Source organism: Acetobacter fabarum (assembly GCF_040702925.2).
GTDB lineage: Bacteria > Pseudomonadota > Alphaproteobacteria > Acetobacterales > Acetobacteraceae > Acetobacter > Acetobacter fabarum_B.
This window is the reverse complement of sequence record NZ_JBFCXX020000002.1, coordinates 158,690-180,922: the sequence shown is the minus strand read 5'-3', so window position 1 is coordinate 180,922 and position 22,233 is coordinate 158,690. Positions and strand designations below refer to the sequence as shown.

Here is a 22,233-nt window from a genome sequence, read left to right as displayed (position 1 = left end):
TTCTGGACCATGCTTGCGCGGCACAACTGCACCCGCACTTCTTGCTTTGGGGAATTCTTCTGGCATGACTGAGACCATCACAACCGATCTGCTTGTTATTGGCGCAGGCCCCGCAGGCTACACGGCGGCTATTTACGCTGCCCGCGCCAACCTCTCCCCCGTTCTGGTGGCAGGCCTGCAACCCGGCGGGCAATTAACCATTACAACGGATGTGGAAAACTACCCCGGCTTTGCCAAGGCCGTGCAGGGTCCGTGGCTGATGGAGCAGATGGCCGAACAGGCCCTTAATGTTGGCACCCGCATTGAATACGACATTATTACAGAGGTGGACTTTACCACGGGTTCTCCCTTCCGGCTGGTAGGGGATTCCGGCAGCGTCTATAGTGCAAGGGTCATTATTGTTGCGACAGGTGCCCAGGCACGCTGGCTTGGCCTGCCGAGCGAAAAACGCCTGCAGGGTGCTGGCGTTTCCGCCTGTGCCACATGTGATGGTTTTTTCTACCGGGGCAAAAAGGTGGCAGTGGTTGGCGGTGGCAATACCGCAGTGGAAGAGGCCCTGTACCTGACCCACCACGCAGCCCACGTAACCCTGATCCACCGCCGCGACTCCCTGCGGGCTGAAAAAATTCTTCAGGACCGGTTATTCAGCCACCCCAAGATTTCGGTCATCTGGGATAGCGAAGTGGAGGATATTCTCTCCACCGGAACGCCAGAGGTGGTCAGCGCCGTACGCCTGCGCAACCTCAAGGACCAGAGCGCAACCACGCTCGAAACCGACGGGCTGTTCATTGCCATTGGCCATGCCCCCACTACCGGGATCTTCAAGGGGCAGCTCGCGCTCGATACCGAAGGATATATTCAGACCGCACCCGGAACGACCCGGACATCTGTCCCCGGTGTGTTTGCCGCAGGAGATGTACAGGACAAGATATACCGGCAGGCTGTTACAGCCGCAGGCACAGGCTGCATGGCAGCACTTGATGCGGAACGGTATTTGGCAGAACTGACCAAACCGTAACGCTGCCCATACCTTGACCACGTGCGGTAATTACTGCACGTAGTAGCTTCGAAAGCATGGCATTGTGCTTTTATAATTTCAGTCAATTTAGCAGGAGGCGTGCGTGGACTGGGACAAACTCCGGGTTTTCCATGCCGTAGCGGAAGCCGGTTCCTTTACCCACGCGGGGGATGTGCTTAACCTAAGCCAGTCTGCCGTATCCAGACAGATTTCTGCTCTGGAAGATGTTCTTCAGGTTCCCCTATTCCATCGCCATGCGCGTGGGTTGATCCTGACTGAGCAGGGGGAAACCTTGCATAAAACAGTGCGGGAGGTGTTCTCCAAACTGGAGATGACACAGACCCTGCTGACAGAGAGCAAGGAAAAAGCCGCAGGTCGCCTACGGGTTACAACCACAACAGGCTTTGGCAATTGCTGGCTTATGCCACGACTCCATAAGTTTATGGAAGCCAACCCCGAAATTGATATCTGCCTTATTCTGGAAGATAACGATCTGGACCTTGGCATGCGCGAAGCGGATGTGGCCGTGCGGATGCATGCCCCGCGCCAGCCGGACCTGATCCAGCGGCATCTGGCGGACTTCAGCCTGCCCATTTTTGCCGCGTCGCAGTATATTGAACGCCATGGTGCGCCTTCCTCTCTGGAAGACATCAAGAATCACCAGCTGGTTCTGTTTGGTGAACACCACCCCCCTGTTGCCCACATTAACTGGCTGGCCGAAGCCGGACAGACCAGCAGCCACGCACGCCCTGCACGGCTGGAGGTCAACAGCATGGCAGCCATGGCTTCAGCCATAGCCGCAGGACTGGGCCTTGGCTCCATTCCGTCTTATGCCGCAAGCAAGTTTCCCGATCTGATACAGATTCTGCCAGAAATCACGACCCCGACGGTTGATGCCTATTTTGTCTATCCCGAGGAATTGCGCAGTTCCAAACGTGTTGCCGTATTCCGTGACTTTCTCATGAGCGAACTCGGCATTCGTTAAAACTGAATGCACGGATTTAAAAAATCCCGGCTTTTCCCTGATGCGGAAGGCCGGGATTTTTTATTTCAAAATCAATATCACCAACCAAAGCACGGCAGATATTCCAAAAATGCAGTGCTTTCTTGTGCATGGAAAATACTAAATAGTTGAACTGTTACTTTTTACCGTCTCTCCATTCTGGAAATACATCCTTTATCAAAAATATTATAATATCTTCAAACAAGCTTCATAAAACACCAAGACAATCGTCAGAACTAAGGCATGCGGTGGCGCTTCCCCGTTCGCCTGTATAATTATTGAGTATTATTAAACAAAATATTACGAATAATTTATGCAAATTCCCTCAAATACTAAAAAAATCAACCGACCGCTCCAACATTATATACCATCGCGGCCTTATTTTTGCTTTTTTGTATATTTGGTAGTTCACAAAGATTAAATAATTTTGTATGGTTCTTATTATTCACACTGAATTTTTAATTAGGCCTGTCATGAGTGAGATCCAGAACTATTCGCCTCTCCTAGATCTTGTAGCTGAGATCGTGTCTGCGCACGTCTCCAACAACCAGACGGACCCTGCTGTCATTCCGGTTTTGATCAAGGACGTTTTTCAGGCTCTCAAAACGGCTGACCAGCCGCAGAGCGAACCGGAAAAACTGCAGCCAGCCGTCCCCGTCAAACGGTCAGTCTTCCCTGACTACATCGTTTGCCTTGAAGATGGCAAAAAGCTGAAAATGCTCAAGCGCCATCTTCAGAGCGCGTATGGCATGTCCCCCGAACAGTACCGTGAACGCTGGAACCTTCCTGCGGATTACCCCATGGTTGCCCCCAACTATGCGGAGCGCCGTTCCACTCTGGCGCGGGAAATCGGTCTTGGCCGTAAAATCCATGCTGCCGGGGATGAAGACGATACGTCTGGCCGTGCAAAACGCGGCAAAAAGGCAACGACCGCCTAAGATAGGCACATGTGCTACGGCGGTCCGGGCCTAAACACCCGGCCGTCATGCATTTTTTATCTTGACGCTTGCCCATAGAGAACGGAATGCTTGTATGTGTCTGGCACAGATCTGGTCAGACCTTACTTCTCTACCCTAATCGGCAGGGGGCTCAATGACGCGGTCTGAACTTATTGCCATTCTCATAGAGAAAAACCCGCACTTGCAGCTCAGAGAGGCAACGCTGCTGGTCAATACGGTTTTTGGCGGCATTACAAGCAGCCTGGCAGCAGGTAACCGCGTTGAGTTGCGCGGGTTTGGTGCTTTTTCCGTCAAGGAAAGAGAGCCACGTCTGGGCCGCAACCCCAAGACCGGGGAACAGGTCAAGGTCAGCAAAAAGCTGGTCCCTTTTTTCAAAACAGGTAAAGAGCTTCACCAACGCCTTAATAAGGCGGATGCAGGCTAACTCCTCCCCTCCCCCCTATTCCTGTTCTGCGTTTTGACGCTGCGCCACGTAATGGGCCGCCAGCCGTAAATCTTCTACAAAATGAGCGTACTCGCGCTGTTTACTGTCCTCATCGCGCAACCGTAGCAGATAGGACGGATGAACCGTCACCAGCCCCTGTGTCTGCTCTTCCAGCGGGAACAGGCGTGAACGGGTGCGAGAGATTGTAACGGGTTGTTGCAGCACACTCTGCGCGGCCGTTGCCCCCAGCATCACCAGTAATGCGGGGCGGACAAGCCGACGTTCCGCATCCAGCCACACATGGCAGGCAGCTACGTGCTCGGCTTCGGGCTTCTGATGCAGGCGGCGCGTCCCGTTCCATGTGAAATGAAAATGCTTGACGGCGTTGGTCACATAAATCTGATCACGACGTAACCCGGCATCCTGCAAGGCGCGGTCCAGAAGCTGGCCCGCGGGCCCCACAAAAGGGTGCCCCTGAAGGTCTTCCTGATCCCCCGGCTGCTCCCCCACAAGCATAATGCGGGCATGCTCCGGCCCTTCACCAAAAACGGTACGGGATGCGGGTTGCCACAACGCACAGGCCCGGCAGTCCATCGCACGGGCTGCCAGCGCGGCAAGAGTGGGGGCGGTGTCCACATCCTTACGCTGCGGGGGAAAAACGCTCAGGCCGTATCCCTGCCAGATACCTATGCCATCAGCCTGCCAGTGCACGGACGCATCCTCAGCCACCGTATCTGTTCCCGCCGCAAAGCGTATGCCACCGGCCCATTCCATCCGCCGGTAAGGGGCGACAACCCGCCACGGCCGCACATTCCGTTCCATGCAGTAATGGGAGTTGGCTTCCAGAATATAATGCTCTGGTGCGTAATGCAGCACGTCACCATCTCCCTGCGCGGTAAACGCGGAAAAAGCTTCGCGAAAGCGCAGCGTATCGGTCCTGACGGCAGCCAAGGCCTGCCGGAGCCACAATAGGTCGGGGTCAGTCGTATCTGTTAATACCAGTCCGGCATACGCCAGACGGTAAACAATGCGGTAAAGTGTCGTAAACCGTTCGGGATCATGCGCCTGTAATGCCTGGGCCAGCACACCCACAAAACGGCGGGAAAGGTTGAGGCCAGACGGAGCATCTGGTGGGTTCTGCGTAGACTCGGCAGACCAGACTGCTTCCTGCCCGGCTTCTGCCACCCTCCAGACTATGGATTCCGGTAACGCACCGGCGCGCACAAAATGGCTACTCGCCTTACGCCACGTTGCAAAATCGACCTGATGCGCAAGAACAACCTCAGGCATGCATCGCTCCCCCGCTTATCCCGCTTTACGCCGCAGCCGCCCCCGTATGCGCACAACCACATCAGGCAGGTTGATGACCCCCACCCCATGCAGGAACGCTACATAAAACATGGCTCCGCCCATAACCATACCAACCAGCCAGAGCGCTCTGGTTACAAAAATTGCTGGCAGAGAGACAAAACTTTCAAGCCCCAGCAGACCCAGCCCCATAAGCAGCGCCGCAACACCTACCCGCCCCATATGGAATAAGGTTGAACCGTACACGAGCAATGCATTTTTACGCAGCAGCAGCACCACCAGAAAAGCAACATTCACGCAGGCGGTCACACTACTGGCCAGCGGCGGCCCCATATGTGCCAGAGGCTTCATAAACAGCAGGTTGAGAATAAAATTGAGCACAAGCACCCCGATCCCAACGTAAACGGGTGTGCGTGTATCGCCCCGTGCAAAAAACGCGGGGGATAGCACTTTAACCAGAATAAAAGCGGGTAGCCCCACAGCATAAGCCCGCAGGGACTGGGCGGATAACAGCGCATCATGCTCTGTAAAAGAACCATGCCCGAACAGCACAATCATGATCGGGCCAGCCAGAACCAGCAGCCCGGCAACGGCAGGCAGGGTCAGCAGCACCACGTATTCAATCGAACGATTCTGGGCTGCATGCGCGCCCTCTACATCCCCAGCGCTCAGATGCCTGGTGAGCACAGGCAGCAGCGTTGTTCCGGCCGCTGCCCCCAGCACACCAAGCGGCAACTGGTTGATCCGGTCTGCAAAATACATGAGCGACACACTGCCTGCGGGCAGCAGGGTGCCAATAATGGTATCCACCGTTAAATTGATCTGGCCAACACCGCTCCCGATCAGCCCCGGCACCATGCGGCGCAGCAAAAGGCGGATACGCGGCGTTAACATGGGCCATAACGGCATAAGGCCGAACTCGGCTTTTTCACATGCCCACGCCAGCAGGCCCAGTTGCACCACGCCAGAGGCTGTAACCCCCCATGCCGCAGCATAGGCAACACTGGGGAAAAAGGGAGACGCCCCAACAATGGCCAGAATACCCACCACGTTGAACGCCAGATAGGCAGCAGACGCCACACCAAAGCGATGCAGGCCATTCAGCACCCCAGCCAGTAATGCCGCGGCACAGATCATGACCAGATAGGGAAACGTAATGCGGCTCAGGCTGAGCGCCAGAGCGTAGCGATCCCCATTTTGCAGAAAGCCCGGCGCTATCACGCGCAACACCTGCGGCATGAACACTTCACCCAGCACGCACAAAAACACCAGCCACGCCAGCATGACCCCAAGCGCACGGCGGGCAAACAAGCGGGCCTCATCCCGCCCATCCTGAACCATAACTTTCGAGAACATGGGTACGAAGGCTGCATTAAACGCGCCCTCCCCAAACAACCGGCGAAACATGTTGGGCAGGCGAAACGCAACCTGATAAGCATCCTGCAACGGCCCGGCCCCCATAAAGGCCGCCAGAAGCTGGTCGCGTATCAGTCCAAGAATGCGGCTGAGCATGGTCCAGCCACCAACCGTCAGAAAATTTCTGAGCATGGGGTATCCGCTTCAATGTGCAGGCAGGCAGCGGCACACTAGAGATAAATTCAGAAAAAGATACTCCCAATCCGCCCTGTTTCAGGCTGTGTGCATACTCCGCACCCCCTCATGTGCTGTATTATTCACCCACAACACAGTATGCTGGGCTCAGCACGGAAAGAGCGCCTGTATTCAGCGGAATTTTTGGAAAGACATATCGCGCATGCCCAATACGCCTCCATCTTCGTTAGTGCCCGCTCACCAGCGTTGCGGCCTTATCAAGGCCAGCCAGCGCTCCAAGCGGGGACAGGAAATGGCACGCAGTCTGCTTGCGCTCTTTATTGTAGCCGTAGCCCTTTACACCATACAGGGTTTTCTGCCCGCTCTGGCCTGGGGCGGCGTGTTTGCCATTGCCACATGGCCCCTTTACAGCCGCGCATGCCGGATGTGGCCCAATGCAGCCCGCGGCACCCTGTTACCTCTACTGTTTACGGTTGTTATGGCGCTGCTCTTTGTCATCCCGCTGACGCTGATAACGCTTGAAGCTGTTGGAGAAGCCCAGAGTGCGCTGGAATGGCTGGTTCATGCCCGTAAATTTGGTGTTCCCGTGCCAGATGTTATCCAGCAATTACCTGTGGGAGCCACAGGCATTGCGCATCTGTGGGAAACGCATCTGTCCAACCCGCGCGATGTTTCCGGCCTGCTGGGTGCTCTGGACAGCAAGGGCGTCATGGTCACGCGTGCTCTTGGCAGCCAGATAGCACACCGGGGCACCCTGTTCTGCTTTTCCATTCTCACCCTGTTTTTTCTGTACAAGGACGGAGTTTCCGTCATTCGTCAGTGCCGTGTTGCGTCCTGCCGGGCTTTTGGCCGCAGGGGGGAAAGCATTGCGCGCCAGATTGTTGCCTCCATCCATGGTTCCGTGCAGGGGCTTGTTCTGGTGGGGATTGGTGAAGGCATGCTGATGGGGCTTGTCTATCTCTTTGCCCACGCACCACACCCTGCCCTGTTTGGGGTTATTACTGCCGTAGCGGCCATGATCCCCTTTTGCGCCATGATCGCGATTGGGCTGGTCTCGCTCCTGATCCTGATTTCAGGCGCATCCGTGGCTGCCATTGTCACATTCTGCATTGGGGCCACGGTTATTTTTGTGGCGGACCATTTTGTGCGCCCGACCCTGATTGGTGGCACAACAAAGCTCCCCTTCCTATGGGTGCTGCTTGGTATTCTGGGTGGAGCAGAAATGTGGGGGCTGATCGGCCTGTTTATTGGGCCTGCCGCAATGGCCGCACTCAATCTGATCTGGCGGCGCTGGGCATACGGAAACAATGCAGAAGTCTGAAAAGACTTTTGCATTTTCCCCCAAGGATGGGGTTAATTAGCAATTTCATTTGAAAAAATATCGGGCAGGCGGGATTCGAACCCACGACCCCCAGTCCCCCAGACTGATGCGCTACCAGACTGCGCTACTGCCCGTTAAGTGTGAGTGGTGTTTAGCAATACCTTGCGAGGAGCACAACCCACTCCACCCGTTATTTTTATCTTTTTTTCAATCAGACCAAAATCTTGCGCCGGATGGCTTCCAGCTCAACCAGCACATCGGCCAGATCCGAGCGCAGACGCACATTTTGTCCCATAAGCTGCACCAGCGCCTGCTCCAGCCCGGCCTCTACCGCTGCTGGCAACTCGGCCACAACAGCCTCTACCTGCTGGTAGTCCGCAATCAATGCCACATCCTGTATTTGCATATCGACCACCGGTTCGGTTTCAGCCATGCTGTTTCCGTCCGGTGTCACAATTTCTACAGACTGCGGAACTTCGGCCATCTGTAGCACAGTCTTTTCCTGCAACAGACGTTGCACACCTTTTACGGTATAGCCCTGATTATAGAGCAGGTCCGCAATCCGGGTGAGCAGGACCACATCCTCCGGCCTGTAATACCGGCGCCCGCCCCCTCTTTTCATGGGGCGGACCTGATGGAACTGTGTCTCCCACAGCCGCAGGGTATGCTGGGGCACATGCAGTTCATCCGCTACTTCACTAATTGTGCGGAAAGCGTGAGGGCCTTTTTCACAAGAACCCGACTCCGAAACATCCATCTCGGCATCGGGCACGTCATGCGCGGATTCACTCTGGGGGAATGTGCCATCAATCGTCATGATCGACTCCCGGCTCTGCCTCCTCATGGTTGACTTCCGCCCTCAGCAACTGGCTGGAGCGGAACACCAGAACGGAGCGGGGAAGAATAGGCACTTCCTCCCCGGTTTTAGGGTTGCGCCCGCAGCGCTGCCCCTTTTTTCGGACTGAGAACGTGCCAAAACCGCTGATTTTGACACTTTCGCCGCGTTCGAGCGCCTGCATGACTGTCTCCAGAACATCTTCTAGGAGCACAGACGACTCTTTACGAGACAACCCTACCTGCTGATAGATCTGCTCTATCAAAGATGCACGTGTGACAGTTTCCATGTGCAGAAAGGTAACACGCCTGTGCGGCGCGTCAATTCATTCACAATGATGTCACTTGTCTGTTATCGCCAGATCACAGACGCGCCAGCACCGAACCCCATGTCAGCCCACCCCCCAGCGCTTCCATCAGCACCAGTTCACCTTTTTGAATACGGCCATCCCGCACGGCTTCGTCCAGTGCCAGAGGAATGGAGGCGGCTGAGGTATTGGCGTGCCGGTCAACGGTCACAACTACGCGATCAGCTGGAAGTGCCAGCTTTTTGGCCACGCCTTCAATAATCCGGATATTGGCCTGATGGGGAACAAGCCAGTCCACATCCGCGTAGGTCAGTCCTTCGGCTTCCAGAGCTTCGTCCACGGAGGATGACAGTTTGGCCACGGCATGGCGGAACACATCACGCCCGTTCATTTTCAGATGCCCGGTTTTATCGGGCTGCCCCACCGCGCCATCCACGTACAGCAGATCACCTGTTGTGCCATCGGAATGCAGATGGGTGGACAGAATACCGCGCGCATCGGATTCGCTCTCTGATGCAGACAGCACAACAGCCCCGGCACCATCCCCGAAGAGGACGCATGTGCCGCGGTCTTCCCAATCCACAATCCGGGAGTAAACCTCACTCCCGATCACCAGGGCATTGCGCACCTGCCCGGAACGGATGAAGGAATCCGCGGTAGCCAGCGCAAAAACAAAACCGGAGCAGGCTGCTGCAATATCAAAGCCAAACCCGCGGGTCATGCCCAGAGCGGCTTGAATCCGAACCGCTGTTGCGGGAAAAGCCTGATCCGGAGTGGATGTCGCTACCAGAACAACATCAATATCGTCAGCGCTCAGGCCCGCATAATCCAGCGCCCTGCGAGCGGCTTCCGCCCCCATGCTGGTTGCGCTGTCATCGGGGCCAGCGATGTGACGGCGGGTAATACCGGTGCGGGTTCTGATCCAGTCATCCGAAGTAGCAAGCCGGGCTGCCAGCTCTTCGTTCGTAACAACTCTTTCTGGCAGAAATCCACCAAAACCTACCAGAAGCGAACGTTTCGCCATGACCGTTCTTTCATTATCCGCCAGCGCAGGCAGCTCGAAGGCTTGCACGCGCAATACATTCGTCCCGTTTGCTCAGGTCACCGGGAGGGCTGGTTCACATTCCTCCTCCGTCTGCGGGCGCATTAACAGCGCCCCCATATGAGAAAGACGCTCACGAATGCTTTCGTTAAAACCATGCGTGACCATATCCATGGCCACATCGACTGCGGCGGCAAAGCCCTCGGCATCTGTGCCGCCATGGGATTTGACCACCACACCATTCAGGCCCACAAAAACAGCGCCATTGTAACGGCGGGGGTCCAGCCACTCCTTCATCCGCTCCAGACCGGGACGGACAAGCAGATAGCCAAGGCGGGAGATGATCCCACGCTGGAAAACACGGCGCAAAAGGGTGGTGGCCATTTTAAGCACACCCTCGCCGGTTTTAAGCGCAACATTTCCGGTAAACCCGTCAGTTACAACCACATCCGTGGTGCCTGCGGTAATATCATGCCCTTCCACAAAACCGTGGAACTGGGCAGCCAGAGGACTCTCACGCAGGGTTTCAGCCGCCACGCGCAGTTTTTCGTCCCCTTTGAGTTCTTCCGCGCCAATATTGAGCAGGCCAATGGTCGGTGCGGGCAGACCCAGAACAGATTTGGCAAAGGCTTCGCCCATAACGGCGAACTCGACCAGATTACGCCAGTCGCACACAACATTGGCGCCAAGGTCAAGCATGACCACGTCGCCCTTGATGGTGGGACTGATGGCCGCCATGGCCGGACGGGAAATACCCGGCAGGGTTTTGACCACAATCTTGGCCAGAGCCAGCATAGCGCCACTGTTACCGGCAGACACAACCCCCTGGGCGCGTCCACTGGCCACGGCGTCCATGGCAAGCCGCATGGAGGACTGACGCATCCGCAGAGCGGATGTTGGCTTCATGTCCATGGAGACAGACACATCCGTATGCCACACCGTGCATATGGACGCAGCCTTGGGATACTTCGCCAGCAAAGGCAGCAGGCGCGCCTCATCCCCGATCAGCAGCACCTTGATATTGCGGTGCCGTTCGGCAGCAATGGCAAGCCCGGCAACAACCACTTCTGGAGCCCCATCACCCCCCATCCCGTCCACGGCGAGGTTGAACACCTCATTAGGGTCGGAAGGAAAACTTTCTGGAATCTCGGTCTTGCTCATGCCTGCTTCTCTGCCATGCCGCAGATGCCTTACCCCCATTACCCCGCGTGCTACGGATGCAGCACGCGTTTTCACGCCTGAAAAATCAGGCGCGAACGGCGACCTTGAGTGCCTTGCCTGCGGCAATCACTTCACGGCCGTCGTAATGACCGCAGTGACTGCAGACATTGTGAGGACGCTTCAGTTCACCACAGTTGGAGCATTCAGCATGAGCTTCTGCACGCAGAGCTTCATGGCTGCGACGCATGCCACGACGTGAAGGCGAGGTTTTCTTTTTGGGTACAGCCATAAGCCCAGCCCCTTCTCATAAATAACGGTTAGAACAACACGCCCGGCCACGCGTTAACGCGGCCAGACGCCATAACAGGTTTATCACCAGCACTGAGCCGCGGCCTCTAGCAGACAGCAAGCGTTTTCGCAAGCAATCCTACAAGAAAACCCCACACCCACACTTGGGCAATTACGCGTTTCCACCCCGCCAGCGGGCCAGACCCGCAAACGGACTGGCCTTTTTTTCCGGCTCTTCCTCAAGACCGCGCTGTTCCACCTCTTCCTCATCCATGATCAGGCCGGGAGGGAGAGCAACATCCGGCGCATGCGGATAAGGCTCGAGATCCAGCGCAAACTGTTCAACAACAGCCTCGCCCAGATCAACGTCCTGCCCCTCATACGGAATTTCATCAATCGCGTCCATATCCGGCGCGTCGCCTTCCACAAACTGGCTGGCCGGAACAAAGCGGACAACGAACGATCCCGCCATCATATCCTCAAATGCCTCCATGCTCACAACACAGGTCTGCGTGAAACGGACAGCCAGAGCCCCTTCGGCCGTCACAACACCGCGCCCGTCATCCCTGAGCCGGTAGCGGCAGCGCAGCATGCCCACATCCTGCAGACCCAGACGCCTGGCTATTTGCTTACATTCGTCCGGCGTGGCCTCCACGGTCATGTCCGTTCCCAGCATTCCGATTCGGCGCACGGCCAGAGGGCGAGAGAATTCTGGCTTTTCGGTCATGGAAGTCTCCTGAAGTAACGCTGAAACAAGCAGGCGGGATACGCTCGGGACAAAGCTTTCTGACCACCGCCTGAACAATCTACCACACAAGCGGAATTTTATGGAGTAATGTCCGGGCACGAGCGGCATAAAGCATGCTCTTTTTGCCATTCAGCGATTGACGCCCCGCACGCGTTGGGGCATCGGACAGAACATGGCCGTTGCCAGTTGGATGACGATCATGGATCACAATCTTACGCTTGGGACACCCTGACCAGATGACGCCGCCACGCAAAAACAGGATATCGCGCCTTAAAAGTGCCTGCGGGGCGCTCGCCACGGTTCTTGTCCTGTCAGGCTGTCAGACTTTTGGTCCCACCCTCACATCCAGAGGCTCCCTGCTTGAGCCGGAAGAATACAGCCAGCTGGTCCCCGGTACCAGCACCCGCGCAGACGCCATTGACCTGATGGGCTCCCCCACCACCAAGGGCGCGTTTGACGATAATACCTGGATCTATATTTCCATGACCACCCATCTGGTGCCCATGGATTTCCCCGGCGTGTCGAAACAGGACCTTGTTGTGCTCAAGTTCAACAATACAGGCACGCTGGAAAGCATGCGCACGCTCAACATCAAGGACGCCAGACACGTGGCCATGATCAATGAGATCACGCCAACGCCGGGCACCAAGATTAACGCTCTCCAGCAGATTCTGGGCAATGTCGGCCGGTATAACCCCATGCAGAACATGATGGGTTCAGGTGCCGCGGGCGGACAGGGCGGAATGTTCAACAACAACTCCGGCCCCGGCCACTTCGGCTCGGGTAACTCGTTGTAAAATCCCTTCGCCTGCTCTCATGACTGCGCATTGCTAGTTTGGCAGATACAGCCTAACGCGCAGCCCGCCCTCTGGCGCACGTTCCAGTGTCATGTCTCCTCCATGCGCACGAATAATATCGCGCGCAATGGTCAGCCCCAGTCCAGTGCCACCGTCCTGCCCACTCTCGAATGCGCGCAGCACATGGGCCCGGCGATCGGGCGGAATACCCGGCCCGTCATCATCCACCAGAATGCTGACCCCACCACCTACGCGGCGTGCACTCAGCGCAACACTTGCATCGTGCCTGCGGGCGTTATCAAACAGATTGCCTAAAACGCGACGCATGGCGTCGGGGCGCATATGCGCGCGCAGGTCCGGCTCCACCTCAAGCGTGCGAATATGCACACCCGCACGCCGGGCTGCCGCCACCACATCCTCCAGAAACGGCAGCACCTCAACCTGCTGGACACTCTCCGACCCCTCCCCTCGCGCGAAGGAAAGATAGCTGTCGATCATGTGTTCCATTTCGGCAATGTCACTGACCATTTCATCTATGTCTTCGGTCATGACACTGGCACATATGCTGCCTTCACGCGGCATCATGGCCAGAGAAAGCCGCAGGCGGGTCAGGGGGGTGCGCAGATCATGCGAAACACCGGCCAGAACGCCGGTACGCTGGGCTACAAAGCGGGTTATCCTGTCCTGCATGCGATTGAAGGCGACAGCCGCCTTACGCACCTCCTGCGCGCCTACAGGGCGGATGGGGCCAATATCACGCCCCATGCCAAACTGCTCCGCAGCCTGAGCCAGCTGGCGGATGGCGCGCACCTGATTGCGCATGAACAGGCTCGCAATAATGAACAGCAACAAAGTGCTGCCCACAGTCCATGCGACAAACAGCCAGATCTGCCCCATATCCAGCCGTTTACGAGGGGTGTCGATTTCCAGCACTCCGTCGGGAAGCTGGATGTAAATACGCACCACGTGATGAAAATGCCGCCACTTGACAAAAAACGGGTAGTCAATGGCTTCATGCAGGGCATGCACAAGGTCATCATCCATAGGCCCCAGCACATGGGTGGACCCCACGCGGGTCAGTTTTTCCCCCGGCCGCCAGATTTCTATGAGCTGGAGCTGTTCGCGGGCCTGCGTAATAAACCATTCCTTGTCCGCCGGGTTTTTAAGACGCTCCAGCGCATTGAGGGACAGAACAATTTCCGCCGTAACAGACCCGGTCAGCCGCCGCGACACCACCTTGAGAAAATTACCGTAATAAAGCTCAAGCGCGATTCCCTGCGTAATCAGCAGCGGGAACAGGACAATCAGTAAGGAACGCCCCAGCAGGGAACGCGGCAGGAGACGTCTGACCGATTTTTCCACCCTGAGCGCGGACCATCCCCCACGCGGAAAGAGACGGAAGCCCTTGCGGCCTATCATGCGCTCTAAAGCCCCGGCTTGAGCACATACCCCCGCCCGCGCACCGTATGCAAAAAGCGCGGCTCACGCGGGTCAGGCTCTATGCATCGGCGCAGGCGCGTTACCTGCACATCAACCGCGCGCTCGCCAATTTCGGTCATGTCCATGGCTTTGGCAATATCCTCCCGCGTGAAGGTTTCATTCGGCCTGCGGGCCAGCACGCACAGCAGGGCAGCTTCCCCCCCGGTCAGGTGGATATTGCCATCCGGCCCGCTGAGCAGAAGCCTGACCGGATCGAACTCCTTGTCTCCCAGCCGGACAATCCGCAGGTTATCTGTTGGCGGTGGGGGCTGATGTCGCCGGAGATGCGCCTTGAGCCGCAACAAAAGCTCACGCGGCTCAAAGGGTTTGCCCAGATAGTCGTCCGCCCCGGCCTCCAGCCCGGTAATGCGGTCCTCCGGCGCGCCACGCGCAGTCAGGAGCAGAATGGGCAGGTCCTGCCCGGCATCCCGCAGGGAGCGGGTTAATTCCAGCCCGTTCTCCCCCGGCATGGTCACGTCGAGCACCAGAGCATCGGGCTGGATACCTTCCAGCGTGTGCCGTGCCTCGGTCGCATTGGCGGCGACACTCACACGGAACCCATGCTCAAACAGGTAACGCTGCAACAGGCGACGCAGGCGCGGGTCGTCATCCACCACCATTACGTGGGCGGCCACGTCTCCTTCGGCGGTTGTTATCTGCTCAGACATGTTCACGCCCTTCCCTTCGCCCTGCGCTCTCTTCGCTCAGCAGGGCACGACTATGCTCGGAGAGCATGCCATTGATAACACGGCGGAAACCCTCCACCGCAGCCCCCCCGGCCTCGCGGTAGGCAGCGACCAGCCTTTGCCGGATGACAGCAAACAGACGGGCCTCCGCAGCTTTGCCGGTCGGGCTTAAAAACAGCAGCTTCTGCCGCCTGTCCTGCCGTCCTGCCCGGCTTTGCAGATACGCCCGCGCATCCAGCTCGTGCAGCGTGCGGCCAAGGCTTTGCTTGGTCACACCCAGAATGTCCTGCAACCGGCTAACGGGAATACCCGGACTAAACGCCAGCACCTGCAAGACACGGTAATGCGCACGGCCCAGCCCATCCTCCTCCAGCACGGGAGCCACAGCCTCGGCCATGTCCCGCGCGGCCAAAAACATGAGGGTCTGAGCCAGTCTTAAACTCTCTTCGCGCAAAAAGAGCAGGTCAGAGCCTGCGCGCTCATGGGTAGGTGGCATGACCATGCGTGTGTTTACCCTGCGGCTGGTGCCGGGGGGCTCGCCTGTATGCCAAAGCGGGCCTTGAGGCGGCCTATGCGCAGCACATCAGCCAGACGCCGGTCTACAAACGCTTCGAATGCGGCTTCATCCTGCCCACGGCTCAGCCAGAAAAGGAAGACCGAGGCATACAGCCCACCCAGAGTCAGCCGTTTGCTCACATAGGTCAGGCCTGTCGCATCGTCCTGCGCGGCCTGCCATATGGCGTTAACCGTGCGCAGCCATGCCCGGCGGAAAGCTTTTTGTCCCCCACAGGATAAAAAGACCCGCATCCCCCGCAGGGCCGCCGCGCGGCGCTGCTCATCTGGTGGCAGACGCAGCAGAATAGCCTGACGCACCCGCAGGCTTAGCCGCGGCTCCTGCGTGTCCTGCATGGCTTCCACCATGGCGCGGTCACACAGATCGGACCAGGCTTCCACCATTTCCACCACCCCTGCGGGAAAAAGCAGGTCCGCATCTGGCCCCGCCACGGATCTGAGCGTGGCCATGCTCCACCCACGCTCCCCGGCAACAGATGCCAGCTTGCGCAATGCGGCATCCCGGTCCGCATCCCGGTCCATGGGGGCGGGCATAATACCCGCAGCCAGCCCTGCCACCGCCAAAGACAAGGCCTGTTCCATTTTTCCCGGCAGCATGCTCATGCCTGTACCCCATACCGTGTGATTTCTGCCTCAAAACCAAAGCGGGCCATATCCGTCATACGCATGGGATAGAGGATTCCGTCCAGATGATCCATTTCATGCTGCATGACATTGGCGCAGAACCCCGAGGCTATGCCTTCCACCCGCGCACCGTGCTCGTCCCAGCCACTATAGCGCACACGGCGATAACGCGGCACCTCCCCCCTGAAGCCGGGAATGGACAGGCATCCTTCAAGTCGCGGCATCATATCCGTCCCTTCAGGTTCGATGACCGGGTTAATCAGGGCCTGAACCGGGCGTGGCGGGTCATCCTCCCCCTCGCTGCGTGCTGGAGGTACCGAATACAGGAAAAGCCGGAGCGGCACATGCACCTGCGGCGCCGCCAGACCCACGCCCCCACTGTCGGCCAGGGTTTCCCGCATGTTCTGCAGCAGTTCCCTGATCCGGGGAGCACTGATATCCTCCACCTCAACCGCGCGTTGCAGCAGAACCGGGTGGCCCATACGGGCAATAGCAAGAACCGACATGCTTTTTGTTGTCCTGTTTTTTGCACATCCACAATAAAACACACGGAAGTGCGGGTCTGATACGCAAGAACGAATTGTATCTTGTCTTAAGGCCGTGTTATAGAGACCGCCAACAGTGGAATCGGCAGCCCGGAAGGGTAACGCGGATCTCCTTCCATAATGGCTTTCCAAAAACCGGTTTGCCGGATTTTTTTTGAACAGGGGTTAGTGACCAAGTGCACGTTCTAGTCCGTGACAACAATGTCGATCAGGCTCTTAAAGCGCTCAAGAAAAAAATGCAGCGCGAAGGCATCTTCCGTGAAATGAAACTGCGTCGGCACTTTGAAAAGCCGTCCGAACGCAAAGCGCGTGAAGCGGCAGAAGCCGTACGTCGCGCACGCAAAATGGAACGGAAGCGTCTGGAACGCGAAGGCTTCTAAGCCAGCCTCCTCCTGTTTTGCAGGCATTAAAGGTCGGTTGCCCCCACGGGCTCCGGCCTTTTTGTTTGCCCGGATGCAAGCCTGAGCCTGCCTGAACCTCCCAACAAAAAAGCCGCCCACAGCACTGTGAGGCGGCTTTTTTGTTGGCGTACACTCCAGCTTTAGCTGTTCTGGAGCTTGTCCAGTTCACGCACAATGGCTTCGCCCATAACAGACGTACCAACGCGGGCCATGCCTTCGGCCATAATATCCGCCGTACGCAAGCCGCTGGCCAGAACGTTGGAAACTGCCTGCTCGATCATATCCGCTTCGGTCTGGAGGTTGAGCGAATACCGCAGCAGCATGGCAAACGAGAGAATCTGGGCGATCGGGTTGGCAATACCCTGCCCTGCAATGTCGGGCGCGCTGCCATGGATGGGTTCATACAAAGCCGGGCGACGACCATCGGCCTGTTCTGCCCCCAGCGTAGCAGATGGCAGCATGCCAAGGCTACCCGTGAGCATGGAGGCAAGGTCGGACAGAATATCGCCAAACAGGTTACCCGTTACCAGCACGTCAAACTGGCGCGGGTTACGCACCAGCTGCATGGCGCAGTTATCGGCCAGCATGTGCGACAGCGTCACATCGGGGAACTCGCGGGCATGCACATCGGTCACGACCTCTTTCCACAGCAGGCCGCTTTCCATCACGTTGCATTTTTCCACCGAACACACGCGGTTATCGCGCTGGCGGGCCAGATCGAACGCAACGCGGGCCACGCGCTGGATTTCCGACGTGGTGTAAACCTCGGTGTTAATGCCGCGTCTGGAGCCATCGGGCAGGGTCTCGATCCCGCGCGGGTCACCAAAGTAAATGCCACCCACAGTTTCGCGCACGATCATGATATCCAGACCACGCACGACATCGGGCTTGAGCGTGCTGCTATCCACCAGCGCATCAAACACCTTGGCGGGGCGCAGGTTGGCAAACAGCCCCAGTTCCTGCCGCAGCTTGAGAATGGCCACTTCCGGTCGCTTGTCAAAGCTGACATGCCCCCATTTGGGGTCCCCCACCGAGCCGAACAGAACTGCATCGGCTGCCCAGGCCTTCTCGATCACCTCATCACGGATCGGCACGCCGTATTCCGCCAGAGAGGCGCCACCAACAAGGTCTTCGGTCAGTTCAAATGTCAGGCCGCGCTTTTTTTCCAGCCATGCCATAATCCGGCCGACTTCGCGCATAACTTCGGGGCCGACCCCATCTCCGGGCAGGACAAGAAGTTTAACGGGCTGCTTGGGGTCTGTCATCGCGGTGCTCCGTAGGGATCTGTTCAGTCAAAATGGATGGTGGGCAGCCAGGATTTATCCCGGTCCTGCCGTTTTTCGTATGTTGTAATCATCGCTTCGTGCTTGAGAGTCTGGCCGATGTCATCCAGCCCTTCGAGCAGGAGATGCTTGCGGAAGGCATCAATCTCAAACGGGACTTCTTCCCCATTGGGGCGAATAACAACCTGACGCGGCAGGTCCACCGTCAGGCGGGCATTGCTGCCCATCTGTGCGTCCCCCATCAGCTCATCACACACCTCACGCGGGAGGCGGATGGGCAGAATGCCGTTCTTGAAGCAGTTGTTGAAGAAAATATCGGCAAAAGACGGCGCAATCACGCAGCGGATACCAAAATCCAGCAGGGCCCACGGCGCATGCTCGCGCGAGGAGCCGCAACCCAGATTGTCATACGTGATCAGGATTTCGGCTTTGCGCCAGGGCTGCTGGTTGAGCACAAAATCCGGGTTTTCAGCGCCATCGGGCAGGTAGCGCATAGCATCAAACGCGTGCTTGCCAAGGCCAGTACGCTGGGTAGTTTTCAAAAACCGCGCCGGAATAATCTTGTCCGTATCAATATTGGCTTGCGGCAGGGCCGCTGCAATGGCGGACAGCGTGACGAACTTTTCCATTATGCCAGTTCCCTCACATCGGTCAGACAGCCGGTAACCGCAGCAGCCGCAGCCATGGCGGGAGAAAGCAGATGCGTGCGCCCACCCGGCCCCTGCCGCCCTTCAAAATTACGGTTGGAGGTGGATGCGCAACGCTGGCCGGGGGTCAGACGGTCGGGGTTCATGCCAAGGCACATGGAGCACCCGGCCTCACGCCATTCAAAACCTGCGTCCAGAAAAATACGGTCCAGACCTTCTTCTTCAGCCTGTCGTTTGACGTTGCCCGAACCGGGGACAATCATGGCGCGCACACCCGGAGCAACCTTGCGCCCGGCGGCAACCTGAGCGGCCATACGCAGGTCCTCAATCCGGCTGTTGGTGCATGAACCAATAAAGACCACATCCACCGGTGTTCCGGCAATTTTCTGCCCGGCTTCAAGGCCCATATAATCCAGCATGCGCTGCAACTGGGCTTTTACGGCCTCGTCCGTTTCCTGTGCCGGGTCGGGCACGGTATCGGTAATGGCCAGAACTGTTTCGGGGCTTGTGCCCCATGTCAGGGTCGGGCCAATGTCCTCAGCGCGCAGGGTAACTTCGCGGTCAAAATGCGCGCCTTCGTCCGATGCAAGGGTTTTCCAGTAGGCAACGGCCTGCTCAAACCCCTCACCCTTGGGGGCAAACGGGCGGTTGCGCACATACTCGAACGTGGTTTCATCCGGGGCGACAAGCCCTGCGCGGGCACCGGCCTCGATCGCCATGTTGCAGATGGTCATGCGGCCTGCCATGTCCAGCCCACGAATGGCGGACCCGGCAAATTCGATTACATGCCCCGTGCCACCAGCCGTGCCGATATGCCCGATAATGGCCAGCATGATGTCCTTGGCGGAAACACCCGCACCGGGGGTTCCTTCCACGTTGACACGCATGTTTTTGGCAGGGCGCTGCAGAATGGTCTGCGTGGCCATGACATGCTCAACCTCGGACGTGCCAATACCAAACGCCAGCGAGCCAAGTGCTCCATGCGTGGAAGTATGCGAATCACCACACACAATGGTCATGCCCGGCAGGGAAATCCCCTGTTCGGGCCCAACCACATGCACAATCCCCTGATTGGCAGACAGAAGCGGAAAATAGGGAACGCCAAATTCCTTGACGTTGCGTTCGAGCGTTTCAATCTGGTTGCGGCTGTCCGCTTCCTCGATCGGCAGGCTCCGGTCGGATGTGGGCACGTTATGGTCCACAACAGCCACGGTTCTTTCCGGGTGGCGCAGCTTGCGCCCGGCCAGACGCAGACCTTCGAACGCCTGCGGACTGGTCACCTCATGGACAAGGTGGCGGTCGATATAAAGAATGGAGGTGCCGTCCGGAAGGGTTTCCACGACATGATCGTCCCAGATCTTGTCGAACAACGTACGCGCAGCCATGCGCATCCTCCTTACCTTTATATCCGTGTGCACAGCCTTGAATGAGCGCTGCACACACCCTGTTTTATCACAAAGACCCGACTGGCCACAGGCCAGCCGGGTTCACACAAGCCATGTCTGGCGTCGTGCCCAAAAGCCTTGTGGCTTTTAGCCTGCTGCTGCCGGAGCAGCAACGTCACGCGGGCGTTCTGCAATACGTGCAGACTTGCCGCTACGGCCACGCAGGTAATACAGCTTTGCGCGACGCACCTTACCACGACGCACGACCTTGATTTCGGCCACAGTCGGAGCATACAGCGGGAACACGCGTTCCACGCCTTCACCGTTGGATATCTTGCGCACGGTGAAGTTGCTGTTCAGGCCCTTGTTGGAGCGGGCGATCACAACGCCTTCAAACGCCTGAAGACGAACGCGCTCGCCTTCCTTGACCTGCACGGAAACACGCACGGTGTCACCGGCATCAAATACGGGCACTGCACGTGCAGCGGTCAGACGTTCAATTTCGGCAGCTTCGTACTGCTGGATCATGTTCATGTCGGTATCCTTCTCAAACCCCTAGGTCTGCCTGTGCGGCCCCGCCCACAGCTGCAGTCCTGTTTTCATTTTTGCGAGCCAGCCAGGCAGACCACAGATCCGGCCTTCTTTCCCGCGTTGTCTCTTCAGCCTTAGCCTGCCGCCACTGCGCTATGGCAGCATGGTTACCCGAAAGCAGAACCTCGGGTACTTCATGCCCATCCCATACAGCCGGGCGGGTGTAATGCGGGTATTCGAGCAGCCCGTCGGAAAAGCTTTCCTCCACACCGCTCTGTTCACTCCCCATGACACCGGGGAGCAGACGAACACACGCATCCAGCAGAACCAGAGCCGCAGTTTCCCCACCCGAGAGAACATAATCCCCGATGGAAACCTGCTCGACACCCCTCGCCTGCAAAAAGCGCTCGTCCACCCCTTCAAACCGGCCACACAGCAGCATAACGCCTGGCCCCGCCGCGTAACGCCGCACATCCGCCTGTGTGAGCGGACGCCCCCGTGGCGTAAGATACACACACGGGATCGTGGCGTCAGCCTGCGTTGCGGCAAGTGCCGCATCGGCCACGTCCGGGCGGATAACCATGCCTGCGCCACCGCCAAACGGCGTATCATCAACAGCACGATGGCGACCAAGACCATGCTCGCGCAGGTCTTCGGTACGGCAGGACCACACCCCGTTCTCCAGCGCACGCCCCGCAAGGGACTGCCCCAAAGGCCCCGGAAACATCTCCGGGAAGAGTGTTACAACGGTGACCTGCCAGCTCATGCTGGCACCCCCGTCTGCCGCTTGCCAACGCCACGCCCTTCTTCCCCCGAAACTTCATCGGGACGAACAATAGTTATGGTACGCTCATCCAGCCTGACCTCTGGCACACAGGCTTTGGTAAAGGGAACAAGCGAGCCATCACCCAGTTCAAGACTGGCACCGGCACCGTAATCGTGAACCATGAGGACACGCCCCAGAGAAAGACCTTTTTCAAACGCTTCCATACCGATCAGATCAGCATGGTAGAATTCTTCTTCCTCTGGCTCCGGCAGGCAGGAGCGCGGCACATACAGGCGGGTGTTCACCAGCGCCTGTGCCGCGGTCCGATCCGCCAGTGGCTTGCCATCTGCGTCTTTAAGCTCGGCAACGCTATCCGCACCGCACCAGCGCAAGGACCATTGACGCCCCTGCGCATCCTGCAGAACCGCGTAATCCTCCAGCGTTGCAGCATCCGCCGCATAGGAATGCACGCGCACAAGGCCGCGCACTCCATGCGGTTTACCCACAACACCAACAAGGATCAGGTCAGGCTGCATGGCTGGCTCGGCTTA

The 22,233-nt window shown here is 57.8% G+C and carries 25 protein-coding genes, 1 tRNA gene and 1 pseudogene; 7 read left to right on the top strand and 20 right to left on the bottom strand.

Annotated features, from left to right (window positions below; genetic code table 11):
• Window positions 1-64: 64 nt before the first annotated feature.
• The 4 genes from trxB to AB2L51_RS03235 all read left to right on the top strand — a co-directional run bounded on the left by trxB (window position 65) and on the right by AB2L51_RS03235 (window position 3,404).
• Window positions 65-1,018, top strand: a complete 954-nt coding sequence (gene trxB / locus AB2L51_RS03250; protein ID WP_395581309.1) for a thioredoxin-disulfide reductase — start codon at window positions 65-67, stop codon at window positions 1,016-1,018.
• A 103-nt stretch (window positions 1,019-1,121) separates the two neighbouring features.
• On the top strand, window positions 1,122-2,003 hold the full coding sequence (locus AB2L51_RS03245) for a LysR family transcriptional regulator (protein WP_395581310.1): 882 nt from the start codon (window positions 1,122-1,124) through the stop codon (window positions 2,001-2,003).
• Window positions 2,004-2,494: 491 nt separating this feature from the next.
• Window positions 2,495-2,959: a Ros/MucR family transcriptional regulator gene (locus AB2L51_RS03240; RefSeq protein ID WP_166112361.1), complete on the top strand. Its 465-nt coding sequence runs from the start codon at window positions 2,495-2,497 to the stop codon at window positions 2,957-2,959.
• A 154-nt stretch (window positions 2,960-3,113) separates the two neighbouring features.
• Complete coding sequence (locus tag AB2L51_RS03235) at window positions 3,114-3,404, top strand: integration host factor subunit beta (protein ID WP_086645467.1); 291 nt, start codon at window positions 3,114-3,116, stop codon at window positions 3,402-3,404.
• A gap of 15 nt (window positions 3,405-3,419) precedes the next feature.
• Here the strand turns inward: AB2L51_RS03235 and AB2L51_RS03230 are convergent, their stop codons facing one another.
• A complete protein-coding gene (locus AB2L51_RS03230; protein ID WP_395581311.1) occupies window positions 3,420-4,694 on the bottom strand; it encodes a UdgX family uracil-DNA binding protein in 1,275 nt (424 codons plus the stop codon).
• Between the two features lie 15 nt (window positions 4,695-4,709).
• The gene (murJ, locus tag AB2L51_RS03225; RefSeq protein ID WP_395581312.1) at window positions 4,710-6,260 is read right to left on the bottom strand and encodes a murein biosynthesis integral membrane protein MurJ; all 1,551 of its coding nucleotides are present in this window, start codon (window positions 6,258-6,260) and stop codon (window positions 4,710-4,712) included.
• A gap of 205 nt (window positions 6,261-6,465) precedes the next feature.
• Here murJ and AB2L51_RS03220 point away from each other — a divergent pair, with 205 nt between their 5' ends.
• Window positions 6,466-7,584 (top strand): AI-2E family transporter, encoded by a 1,119-nt coding sequence (locus AB2L51_RS03220; RefSeq protein WP_395581313.1) that lies wholly within the window; start codon window positions 6,466-6,468, stop codon window positions 7,582-7,584.
• Between the two features lie 60 nt (window positions 7,585-7,644).
• Here AB2L51_RS03220 and AB2L51_RS03215 read toward each other — a convergent pair.
• The 7 genes and pseudogenes from AB2L51_RS03215 to AB2L51_RS03185 all read right to left on the bottom strand — a co-directional run bounded on the left by AB2L51_RS03215 (window position 7,645) and on the right by AB2L51_RS03185 (window position 11,944).
• Window positions 7,645-7,718: transfer RNA gene (locus AB2L51_RS03215), tRNA-Pro, on the bottom strand.
• 361 nt (window positions 7,719-8,079) lie between these two features.
• Window positions 8,080-8,320 (bottom strand): annotated as a pseudogene (locus AB2L51_RS15365) (MerR family transcriptional regulator); the annotation flags it as partial.
• A gap of 70 nt (window positions 8,321-8,390) precedes the next feature.
• Window positions 8,391-8,714, bottom strand: coding sequence for an integration host factor subunit alpha (locus tag AB2L51_RS03205; protein ID WP_221441731.1), 324 nt, complete (start codon window positions 8,712-8,714; stop codon window positions 8,391-8,393).
• A 67-nt stretch (window positions 8,715-8,781) separates the two neighbouring features.
• On the bottom strand, window positions 8,782-9,750 hold the full coding sequence (locus AB2L51_RS03200) for a beta-ketoacyl-ACP synthase III (RefSeq protein WP_395581314.1): 969 nt from the start codon (window positions 9,748-9,750) through the stop codon (window positions 8,782-8,784).
• A gap of 72 nt (window positions 9,751-9,822) precedes the next feature.
• Window positions 9,823-10,929 carry a phosphate acyltransferase PlsX gene (gene plsX, locus AB2L51_RS03195; RefSeq protein WP_395581315.1) on the bottom strand — a complete coding sequence of 369 codons (1,107 nt, stop codon included), beginning with the start codon at window positions 10,927-10,929 and terminating at the stop codon, window positions 9,823-9,825.
• 85 nt (window positions 10,930-11,014) lie between these two features.
• Complete coding sequence (rpmF, locus tag AB2L51_RS03190; protein WP_048852785.1) at window positions 11,015-11,218, bottom strand: 50S ribosomal protein L32; 204 nt, start codon at window positions 11,216-11,218, stop codon at window positions 11,015-11,017.
• 171 nt (window positions 11,219-11,389) lie between these two features.
• Entirely contained in the window at window positions 11,390-11,944 is a 555-nt protein-coding gene (locus AB2L51_RS03185; RefSeq protein WP_395581316.1) for a DUF177 domain-containing protein, read from the bottom strand.
• Window positions 11,945-12,201: 257 nt separating this feature from the next.
• Between AB2L51_RS03185 and AB2L51_RS03180 the strand changes: the two genes are divergently transcribed.
• Window positions 12,202-12,762: an outer membrane protein assembly factor BamE gene (locus tag AB2L51_RS03180; protein ID WP_395581317.1), complete on the top strand. Its 561-nt coding sequence runs from the start codon at window positions 12,202-12,204 to the stop codon at window positions 12,760-12,762.
• 33 nt (window positions 12,763-12,795) lie between these two features.
• Here AB2L51_RS03180 and AB2L51_RS03175 read toward each other — a convergent pair whose 3' ends face one another.
• The 5 genes from AB2L51_RS03175 to def are packed head-to-tail and all read right to left on the bottom strand — an operon-like array spanning window position 12,796 to window position 16,630.
• Window positions 12,796-14,178 (bottom strand): ATP-binding protein, encoded by a 1,383-nt coding sequence (locus AB2L51_RS03175; RefSeq protein WP_395581456.1) that lies wholly within the window; start codon window positions 14,176-14,178, stop codon window positions 12,796-12,798.
• Between the two features lie 8 nt (window positions 14,179-14,186).
• Entirely contained in the window at window positions 14,187-14,909 is a 723-nt protein-coding gene (locus AB2L51_RS03170) for a response regulator (RefSeq protein WP_166112391.1), read from the bottom strand.
• Entirely contained in the window at window positions 14,902-15,429 is a 528-nt protein-coding gene (locus tag AB2L51_RS03165; RefSeq protein ID WP_395581318.1) for a MarR family winged helix-turn-helix transcriptional regulator, read from the bottom strand. Before AB2L51_RS03165 ends, AB2L51_RS03170 begins: the two co-directional genes overlap by 8 nt.
• Window positions 15,430-15,437: 8 nt before the next feature.
• Window positions 15,438-16,103, bottom strand: a complete 666-nt coding sequence (locus AB2L51_RS03160; RefSeq protein WP_395581319.1) for a rpsU-divergently transcribed protein — start codon at window positions 16,101-16,103, stop codon at window positions 15,438-15,440.
• The gene (def, locus tag AB2L51_RS03155) at window positions 16,100-16,630 is read right to left on the bottom strand and encodes a peptide deformylase (RefSeq protein ID WP_395581320.1); all 531 of its coding nucleotides are present in this window, start codon (window positions 16,628-16,630) and stop codon (window positions 16,100-16,102) included. Before def ends, AB2L51_RS03160 begins: the two co-directional genes overlap by 4 nt.
• 215 nt (window positions 16,631-16,845) lie before the next feature.
• Between def and rpsU the strand changes: the two genes are divergently transcribed.
• Window positions 16,846-17,049, top strand: coding sequence for a 30S ribosomal protein S21 (gene rpsU / locus AB2L51_RS03150; protein ID WP_003623949.1), 204 nt, complete (start codon window positions 16,846-16,848; stop codon window positions 17,047-17,049).
• A gap of 161 nt (window positions 17,050-17,210) precedes the next feature.
• Here the strand turns inward: rpsU and leuB are convergent, their stop codons facing one another.
• The 6 genes from leuB to rimM all read right to left on the bottom strand — a co-directional run bounded on the left by leuB (window position 17,211) and on the right by rimM (window position 22,218).
• Window positions 17,211-18,335, bottom strand: coding sequence for a 3-isopropylmalate dehydrogenase (gene leuB, locus AB2L51_RS03145; RefSeq protein ID WP_395581321.1), 1,125 nt, complete (start codon window positions 18,333-18,335; stop codon window positions 17,211-17,213).
• 23 nt (window positions 18,336-18,358) lie between these two features.
• A complete protein-coding gene (leuD, locus tag AB2L51_RS03140) occupies window positions 18,359-18,982 on the bottom strand; it encodes a 3-isopropylmalate dehydratase small subunit (protein ID WP_395581322.1) in 624 nt (207 codons plus the stop codon).
• Window positions 18,982-20,385: a 3-isopropylmalate dehydratase large subunit gene (gene leuC, locus AB2L51_RS03135; RefSeq protein ID WP_395581323.1), complete on the bottom strand. Its 1,404-nt coding sequence runs from the start codon at window positions 20,383-20,385 to the stop codon at window positions 18,982-18,984. Before leuC ends, leuD begins: the two co-directional genes overlap by 1 nt.
• 147 nt (window positions 20,386-20,532) lie before the next feature.
• A complete protein-coding gene (rplS, locus tag AB2L51_RS03130; protein ID WP_395581324.1) occupies window positions 20,533-20,919 on the bottom strand; it encodes a 50S ribosomal protein L19 in 387 nt (128 codons plus the stop codon).
• 13 nt (window positions 20,920-20,932) lie between these two features.
• Window positions 20,933-21,682: a tRNA (guanosine(37)-N1)-methyltransferase TrmD gene (gene trmD, locus AB2L51_RS03125; RefSeq protein ID WP_395581325.1), complete on the bottom strand. Its 750-nt coding sequence runs from the start codon at window positions 21,680-21,682 to the stop codon at window positions 20,933-20,935.
• Window positions 21,679-22,218: a ribosome maturation factor RimM gene (gene rimM / locus AB2L51_RS03120; protein ID WP_395581326.1), complete on the bottom strand. Its 540-nt coding sequence runs from the start codon at window positions 22,216-22,218 to the stop codon at window positions 21,679-21,681. Before rimM ends, trmD begins: the two co-directional genes overlap by 4 nt.
• Between the last annotated feature and the right edge of the window lie 15 nt (window positions 22,219-22,233).